This is a genomic window from Verrucomicrobiota bacterium (assembly GCA_016200005.1).
GTDB lineage: Bacteria > Verrucomicrobiota > Verrucomicrobiia > Limisphaerales > PALSA-1396 > PALSA-1396.
In genome coordinates, this window is sequence record JACQFP010000021.1 from 61257 (window position 1) to 69404 (window position 8148).

Annotated in this window: 9 protein-coding genes; 2 read left to right on the plus strand and 7 right to left on the minus strand. The window is 57.2% G+C overall.

The annotated features are described in order from the left end of the window. Positions 1 to 115: 115 nt before the first annotated feature. From HY298_07205 to HY298_07220, 4 genes are all read right to left on the minus strand, one after another. A complete protein-coding gene (locus HY298_07205) occupies positions 116 to 406 on the minus strand; it encodes a type II toxin-antitoxin system RelE/ParE family toxin (GenBank protein ID MBI3850060.1) in 291 nt (96 codons plus the stop codon). Beyond that, positions 403 to 657 (minus strand): hypothetical protein, encoded by a 255-nt coding sequence (locus HY298_07210; protein MBI3850061.1) that lies wholly within the window; start codon positions 655 to 657, stop codon positions 403 to 405. The genes HY298_07205 and HY298_07210 overlap by 4 nt, the downstream gene beginning before the upstream one ends. A 170-nt stretch (positions 658 to 827) precedes the next feature. Next, positions 828 to 1415: an ORF6N domain-containing protein gene (locus HY298_07215; protein MBI3850062.1), complete on the minus strand. Its 588-nt coding sequence runs from the start codon at positions 1413 to 1415 to the stop codon at positions 828 to 830. Between the two features lie 257 nt (positions 1416 to 1672). Next, positions 1673 to 2899 (minus strand): argininosuccinate synthase, encoded by a 1227-nt coding sequence (locus HY298_07220; protein MBI3850063.1) that lies wholly within the window; start codon positions 2897 to 2899, stop codon positions 1673 to 1675. A gap of 168 nt (positions 2900 to 3067) precedes the next feature. On the opposite strand from HY298_07220, the gene HY298_07225 reads away from it, so the two are divergent. Beyond that, positions 3068 to 3481: a GxxExxY protein gene (locus HY298_07225; protein ID MBI3850064.1), complete on the plus strand. Its 414-nt coding sequence runs from the start codon at positions 3068 to 3070 to the stop codon at positions 3479 to 3481. A 104-nt stretch (positions 3482 to 3585) separates the two neighbouring features. Here the strand turns inward: HY298_07225 and HY298_07230 are convergent, their stop codons facing one another. The 3 genes from HY298_07230 to HY298_07240 form a co-directional block, all read right to left on the minus strand. Next, positions 3586 to 4509: a methyltransferase gene (locus tag HY298_07230; GenBank protein ID MBI3850065.1), complete on the minus strand. Its 924-nt coding sequence runs from the start codon at positions 4507 to 4509 to the stop codon at positions 3586 to 3588. Positions 4510 to 4514: 5 nt separating this feature from the next. Beyond that, a complete protein-coding gene (locus HY298_07235; GenBank protein ID MBI3850066.1) occupies positions 4515 to 5360 on the minus strand; it encodes a cation transporter in 846 nt (281 codons plus the stop codon). A gap of 142 nt (positions 5361 to 5502) precedes the next feature. Beyond that, positions 5503 to 6798: a DUF1015 domain-containing protein gene (locus HY298_07240; GenBank protein MBI3850067.1), complete on the minus strand. Its 1296-nt coding sequence runs from the start codon at positions 6796 to 6798 to the stop codon at positions 5503 to 5505. A 161-nt stretch (positions 6799 to 6959) separates the two neighbouring features. On the opposite strand from HY298_07240, the gene HY298_07245 reads away from it, so the two are divergent. After that, positions 6960 to 7982: a hypothetical protein gene (locus HY298_07245; protein MBI3850068.1), complete on the plus strand. Its 1023-nt coding sequence runs from the start codon at positions 6960 to 6962 to the stop codon at positions 7980 to 7982. Positions 7983 to 8148 lie beyond the last annotated feature (166 nt).

Sequence of the window (8148 nt, forward strand, 5' to 3'; positions counted from 1 at the left end):
TCCCATGCACCTTCGCCGCGACTTTCAGGCGTAGCGCGTTGAGCCGGATGAAGCCGGTGGCGTCGTCCTGGTTGTAGGCTTTGGTCGGGTCGGCTTCCATCGTCGTATTCATTGTTTATTCAAATAGCGGGGGCAAATCTCTTACACCGTCCAGCACCCGCACAACTTCAACGCCGCCGTCAAACAGGCGATAGAAGATGACATGGTGACCGACAACAAAGCTGCGCAAGCCGGGCGATAATTCCGGACGCTCGCGTCCCATGTGCGGCATTGAGGCGAGCGTCGGAAACCTCGAGACGATGGCGCGAATGTATTTGTCTGCCGCAGCCGGGTTGTCATGTGCGATGTAGAGCCAGATTTCATCCAAGTCTGACCTTGCCTCCGCTGAAACCCGGTATTGATTCATGCACCAGATTTCTTCAGGCGTTCGCGTCCGGCCCGGCCAACGTCCTCGGCCAGTTGCATCACGTTCTTGTCGTCGTAAGTCTGATAATGCCCGTCGTTCAAATCATCAATGCCGCTGGTGATTTCACCTTTCAAAGCAGTGAGTTGCCGTTGGCGAAACGCATCTGATCCCGTCCACCAACGGAACAGTTCGTATTGTTCATCCGGGCCAAGCTCGGCGGCGGCCAATTTGATTTTTTCAACGGCACTCATAGTTTGAGATTATCACACCGCCGAGGCGGTGCTATTTCTTTTTATGCACCTTCGCCGCGACTTTCAGGCGCAGGCCGTTCAACCGGATGAAGCCGGTGGCGTCGTCCTGGTTGTAGGCTTTGGTCGGGTCGGCTTCCATCGTGGCCATTATAGCCGGGCGGGGGCGCAGTTCACGGTTTTTTCTTTCGTCTGGATTTGGTTCTTTGTTTTGCCGCCATCCCGGCGTGAAAACCGATTTCACGCCTTGGTGGTTCGGGCAGCGGCGGCGGATCGAGTATGTCCATGACGCGCTGCAGCACTTCCACAATGGCAACTTCATGCCCGTCGAGACGCGCGGTCAATTTCTTTTCCAAGGCGGCCAGTTGGCGCGCGAGTTCCTTCGTGCCGCCGAGCAGTTCGCGCATCTTCACAAACGCACGCACCACGAACACGCTCATGCGCACCGCTTCCGGGCTGTTGAGAACGTTGGCCGCCATGATCGCGCCGTTTTCGGTGAAGGCGTAGGGCAGTTTGCGCCGCCCGCCGTGCGAACTTGATATCGCAATTTGCGATATCAAGTTGGAATGCTCTTCGCGCGTCAGTTGAAAGAGGAAATCATCAGGAAACCGCTGACGGTTGCGTTTGACCGCCTCGTTGAAGCGGAATGTCGGGACACCAAAGATGCGCGCCAAGTCAGAATCGAGAATAACTTTCTGCCCGCGAATCGTCCGAATCAGCGAACTGATGTTTTCCAAGCGGGATAAGCTCTGTTTGCTCATGTTCGTTGCTCTTCCAAGCGGTCACAATTTGTGACCGGTTCAAGTTCTGATAAATGCCCGAACTTATCGAAATTGCCAATTGGTTCATCATCGGCTTGATATCGCAAATTGCGATATCAAACGGCATTTCGATCTTCGTTCAAGATCACAAGTTGTGACCTTGAAATTCTTGCCGCTCAACTTGAAGTTCCAATTTGGGACTTCAAGTTGCAGCTTCCGATTTCGTTTAAGATCGCAATTTGCGACCTCAAACGGGTCTATTTCTTCCTCTGCACCTTTGCCGCGACTTTCAGGCGCAGGGCGTTAAGCCGGATAAAGCCGGTGGCGTCGTCCTGATTGTAGGCTTTGGTCGGGTCGGCTTCCATCGTGGCGAGGTGCGGGTTGTAGAGGCTCACCGGGGACTTGCGGCCGGCGACCATGAGGTTGCCCTTGTAAAGTTTCACGCGCACCGTGCCGGTCACGTTCTTCTGGCTCTCGGTCACGAGCGCCTGCAACGCCAGCCGTTCCGGCGCGAACCAGTAGCCGTAATACACCAGCTCCGCGTAGCGCGGGATGAGCGAGTCGCGCAGGTGCATGACTTCGCGGTCCATTGTGAGGCTCTCGATCTGCCGATGCGCGAAATGCAGGATCGCGCCGCCGGGCGTCTCGTAAACGCCACGCGATTTCATGCCCACGTAACGGTTCTCCACCATGTCCACGCGCCCGACGCCATGTTTGCCGCCGAGTTTGTTCAAAGTTTTCATCACGCCGAGCGGCGAAAGTTTTTTGCCGTTCACGGCCACGCAATTGCCCTTCGCGAAATCCAGCGTGACGAACTCCGGTTTGTCGGGCGTGTCTTCGGGGAACACGGAGAGCGTGGTGAACGAGCCGCGAAACTTCTTGTCGCTCGCGTCCAGCCACGGGTCTTCGAGGATGCCCGCCTCGTAAGAGATGTGCAGCAGGTTGCGGTCGGAAGAAAACGGTTTCTTCGCGCTGGCTTGCACAGGAATCTTCTTCCTGTCGCAGTAGGCGATCATTTCCGCGCGGCCCGGGAACTCACTGCGATACCGCGCGTCGCGCCACGGAGCAATCACCTGCAAATCCGGCGCGAGCGCGGCGGCGGTGAGTTCGAAGCGCACCTGATCATTTCCCTTGCCCGTCGCGCCGTGAGCGATGGCGTCGGCCTTTTCCTGTTTGGCGATCTCGACCATCCGCTTGGCGATGAGCGGGCGGGCGATGCTCGTGCCGAGGAAGTATTGTCCCTCGTAAATCGCGCCCGCGCGAATCATCGGATAGATGAAGTCGCGCGCGAATTCCTCCTGAAGGTCGTCAATGTAAATCTTCGACGCGCCGGTTTTCTTCGCCTTCGCTTCGAGGCCGCGCAATTCCTCCTCCTGCCCGATATCGGCGCAGAAGGCGATCATCTCCGCGTTGTATTTTTCCTTGATCCAGGAAAGGAGCACCGAGGTGTCCAATCCGCCCGAATATGCCAGAACAATTTTCATGCGCGCAGATTAAACAGCCAAGAGGCCGAGGGAGCAAAAAGAAAATGGAACAAAAGGGAATCAAACCGCGAAATACGCAAAATACGCTGAAGGATAACTTGGGGAAATGGACTTATAAATCTTCTTCCGCGTATTTCGCGTATTCAGCGGTTCCTGTAGTCTTTTCCCATGAATACCAAACTGTTATTTGAGGAGGAATCGTACAAAATCATCGGCGCGGGCTTCGAGGTTTACCGCGAGAAAGGTTGTGGCTTTCTTGAGCCGGTTTATCAGGAGTGCATGGAGATCGAACTGCGATTACAAGGAATCCGTTTCGTTGCAGAGAAGCCGTTGGCGCTGGAATACAAAGGCTGTCCACTTCGCTCCGAGTACAAACCTGACTTCGTGTGCTTCGACAAAATTGTCTTGGAACTCAAGGCGGTGACGGAGCTGACGGACGAGCACCGCGCACAGGTGCAGAATTATCTCAAGGCGACGGGTTTGAAGCTCGGGTTGCTGCTGAACTTCGGACATTACCCCAAGGCGCAGGTTGAGCGGATCGTGGCCGAGAAAGGAAGATATGACTATGGGAAGACGAAGTAAGGATTTCCAACCGCGAAACACGCGGAATACGCGGAAAGGAATTTCGGAAAAGAATTCTTCCGCGTATTTCGCGTATTTTGCGGTTTCAAATTTGTTCATTGCTTCTATGGCGGAAAGCCGATGGCCAGTTTGACCGCCGAATACTCAGGGTGAATCCCGCCGTCGCGCGTGCGGATGATGAGCGGAGGCTCTTCCCAGGTCTGCCCGCGAAACCATTCGGGTAAATCATCGGCACGCATCATGCCAAACAACGCGATGAGCGGCGGTTCACCTTCGCGGAAGATCACCGGGCGTTTGCGGACGATGACCAGGCCCGCTGCTTTTGCGCCGGATTCAATTCGTTCCAGTTGCGCTGGCTCAGTCGGAAACACGCATGCGAAGAAACCACCTGACGCAAGATGCGTGGCGGCAGTCGCGCAATAATCGGCGATCGTTCCACGTAACTCGAAGCGACAGGCGAGTCGCTGTGGATGCTCACTCTTCACGCCGCCCTCGGGCGGAAAATACGGCGGGCTGCCGGTGATTAATTCGAATTTCTCGTCAGGACGCAGCACGCATTGTCCCGGAGCGCGGACAGCCGTGTCCGCGGGCTCCTCGGTGGCGTTTGGTTCGCGCGGACAAGGCTGTCCGCGCTCCGAGGTTTCCCGGAAATCACCGAGGCGGATTTCGTAGCGGTCGGTGAGTCCATTGAAACGCGCGGACTTTCGCGCGAGCGCCACACTTTCACTTTGCGCCTCGACGGTGACGAAACGCGCGCCCGGCAAACGCCACGCGCAAATCATTCCCACCGTGCCGATGCCGCTGCCGAGATCGAGTGCGGTTCGCGCCGCGGGACACCAACTCGTGGCATACCACGCAGCCAGGATGTCGTCGGTTGAAAAACGATGGCCGTCGCGCAGTTGAAATAGGCGGAAATTTCCGCTGATCGCATCCAGTGTTTCGTGCGGTTCAACTTTCACGCCCGCGGCCAGCCCCGGCGGGATCGGGCCGGGCTTGGCCCAGCCTTTGAAGTGAGTTTCGTGGGCCACGGCAATCAGATGGCTACATACTTTTGCCCCGATGGCTCGATATGCACGAGCACGTCGTAAACCGCCGGAAGTTGACTGCGCACCTGGTCTTTCACCTCGTGCGCGATGCCATGCGCCCGCTGGACTGTCATTTGCGGATCGACCTCCATGTGCATATCCACGAAGTAGTGGTAGCCCATCTTGCGCACGATGCATTTCTCCACGCGCTCCACACCGGGAATGGTGGCGGCGATCCTTCTGATTTGTTCGATGACCTCCTTCTGCGGCGAGGCATCCATCAACTCATCGAGCGCCGGTCGCAACAACCGCGAGCCGTTCCACGCGATGATGCCCGCTGCGACGAGAGCGGCCACGTCGTCCGCCGCTTGAAACCCCTCCCCGCCGATCAGCGCGACCGTGATGCCGATGCCTGCCGCCAGCGAAGTGATGGCGTCGCTGCGATGATGCCACGCATCCGTTCGCACGGCGGAGCTGTCCACCGCGCGGGATTCGCGGGCAACGAACCGAAACATGGATTCTTTGATGATGACGACGACAACCAGGACCAGCAGGGTGAACGGCTGCGGTCCGCGCGGGGGTTCAAAAATTCCCTCAATTGATTTCAACGCGATGCCCGCCGCGGCGAACAACAACATCGTGGATACAATCGCCGCCGCAATCGGTTCGGCTTTGCCGTGGCCGTAGGGATGATCTTCGTCGGCGGGTGCCGCCGCCACCACCAGTCCCCGCCAGACAATGACGGAACTGAAAATGTCCGCGAAGGATTCGACGGCATCGGCAATCAGCGCGTGCGAATGGCCGATGATGCCCGCCGCCAATTTTCCTGCCGCCAACACGGTGTTGACGACCATTCCGAGGAAGGTCACGCGGAGACTGCGCTGGAGGCGGCTCTTGGGCACGGGCGGATTAAATCACGAATGGGAACGTTTCGCCAAGCTCGTTGGAGTTCAGCCATCAGGCTGGTTCGCACTCTCGCGTTGACTCACAGACAAGCTAAAGCTTGGACTCCAACATGTGACAAAACATCGCGTCGCGGAGCTTCGGCTCGAACCAGGTGCTCTTGGGTGGCATGATGGCATCGGCATCCGCGACGGTCATCAAGTCCTCAATGCTTGTTGGGAACATCGAGAAGGCGCAGGCGTATGCGCCGCTGTTCACGAGTTTTTCCAACTCTGCGGTGCCGCGAATGCCGCCGACAAAATTGACGCGTTTGCTGGTGCGGGGATCGTCGATGCCGAAGATGGGAGCGAGAACGTTCTTTTGCAGCAACGTCACGTCGAGCTGTTCAATCGGGTCGGTCGTTGTCGTGAGGTGCGGACGGAAATTCAGCGTGTTCCATTTTCTGCCGAGGTAAAAACCGAACTCCTTTTTATTCGTCGGTTTCGCCGCGCCGTTCGGTTCGACAATAAAAACCGCGTCGAGTTTCTGCAGCAATGCATCTGGCGTCAGACCGTTGAGGTCTTTCAACACGCGGTTGTAGGGCAGGATTTGCATCTGGTTGTGTGGGAAGATCACCGTCAGAAAATGCGCACTGTGATCTCGATTCGTAGCAGCCGACGTGAGTCGGCTCTGATTTTCCAGCGGAGAAGTTTGAGCGGACTCACGTCCGCTGCTACGTCGTTTTTGATAAACCCGCGCAGCCGCTGCGCTTCGGTGGTGTCCGTCCGCAATATACAAGAATGGAATCTTCGCGAATTGGTCGGCGATGAACTTGATGCCTGCCGGGTCGCTGACGGTCCACGACGTGTGACGCACACCGTCCTTCGCGGTAAAATCCACGCCTGGTCGTTCGGAGATTTTCTTCGCAACGAACTCATCCATCGCCGCGAGGGCGCGATATGTGAGAAACACCGGACCGGTCTGCGAGTCGAGCGCTTCGATGTGACGGACGCGATCGTCCTCCTTGTCCGGGCGCGTGAGTTCGTGCTTCTTGATGACACCATTCAGATATTCTTCGCAACTTGCCGCAGCGACAAGACCGACCTGACTGTGTTGACCCATGATCTGGCGATAGAGATAAAAGCACGGTTGTGCGTCCTGCCGGAGCGCGCCGTCGTGGATCAATTTTGTGAAGTTTTCCTTTCCCTTGGCATAAACTTCCGTCGCGTAACTGTCCGTGCCCGGCGCCAGATCAATTTCGGGTTTGCTGACGTGCAGGAAGCTAAGCGGATTGCCAGCCGCTATCTGGCGGGCCTCATCTGATGACATCACGTCGTAGGGCAGCTCACAAATTTGGGCGGCCAGTTCGGGTTTGGGTCGTAGCGCGGCAAATGGTTTGATCGTCGCCATAAAAAATGTGCGGGGAACATACGGAGATAAATTTCCGAACGCACGTTGAAAGTTTGGCTCCGCCAAAAAAGCGCGTTGGTCTGGCCGCAAGAATTTGGAGCAAGAACTTGCCTTTCAGAATTTCGCGTGGATCATGTGACCGGATGAGGCGTCGTCGAAGTTTGAACGCGAACCACCCGGTATGTCTGGCAGCCGTGCTCATTGGGGCGTTGCTGTTTTCCGGCTGCGTGCATTTGCCGGCGTCGAGATCCATTCGAGCGAAGCCGTCCCCGTTGCCGGCCTGGGCCACGAACAGTTATGAGCGCGCCGGAACAATCGCTTCCGGAATCCACGAGAAGGAACTTGAATCCCGCCAGAGCTACACCGTCAAGCAGGTTGAACTGGCGGTTGACTCCAACCCGGTCAGCAAGCCAACCGTCCTCGAATACTACCAGCTTGCCCGAGGCACGAATCCCGTCATTCTGTTGCTGCCGGTGTCGGGTGGAGGTTACCAGATCGAGCGGTTCTTTGCGCGCTATTTTGCCCGGCACGGTTTTTCGGTGGTGATCGTGCGCCGGACCAAAATTGCCCGCGAGCTCAACGAAATTGCCACTATCAATGACTGGATGAAACAGCGCCTGGCAGACCTGCGCCGGGTCATCGACTGGGTGGAGACGCGCCCTGAGTTGGACGCCGGCCGGATTGGAGTTTTCGGCATCAGCATGGGGGGGATTCAAGGCACGATGCTCACAGCCCTGGACAAACGAGTGCGGGCCGCCGTGCTCGGTCTGGCTGGCGAAGACCTGCCCTACATTCTGGCCCACAGCACGGAGAAAGGGGTTGTCCGTCGTCGCGAAGCGTATTTACGCGAGCGCCAATTGCCACGGGAGCGCGTCGAGGAAGAGTTGCGGCAAACGATTGTGTGGGACCCGAAGACGCTGGCGCCGTGTATCGATCCGCAACGGGCGATGCTGGTCTTGGGCATCTTCGACACCACTGTGCCGTTCAAGAAAGGGTGGGCGCTGCGAAAGAGCATCGGCCGGCCTGAGACTGTCCTCCTGCCCACGGGTCATTACACAGCGTTGCTGTGCATTCCATACATTGAACACCGCGCCCGGAAATTTCTCCAGGCACGGTTTGCCGCTGAACGACCAGACGGTTTGCTTAGGCCCACTCTGTCTTCACCCAAAGCAAAGGCTGGCTGAGGCACAGCTCGTGGCAGGCTGGCAGGCCAGCGGACATGCATCCTCAGTTAGAAGCTATTGATGGATAAATGCTAAGTAGATTTGTCGGGACATCCGCTGCAAGACTTTTTAAGCTCGTGGGCATGAGTAAAAAAACGCAGCCCAAGCCCACGGCATCCGAGCAAAT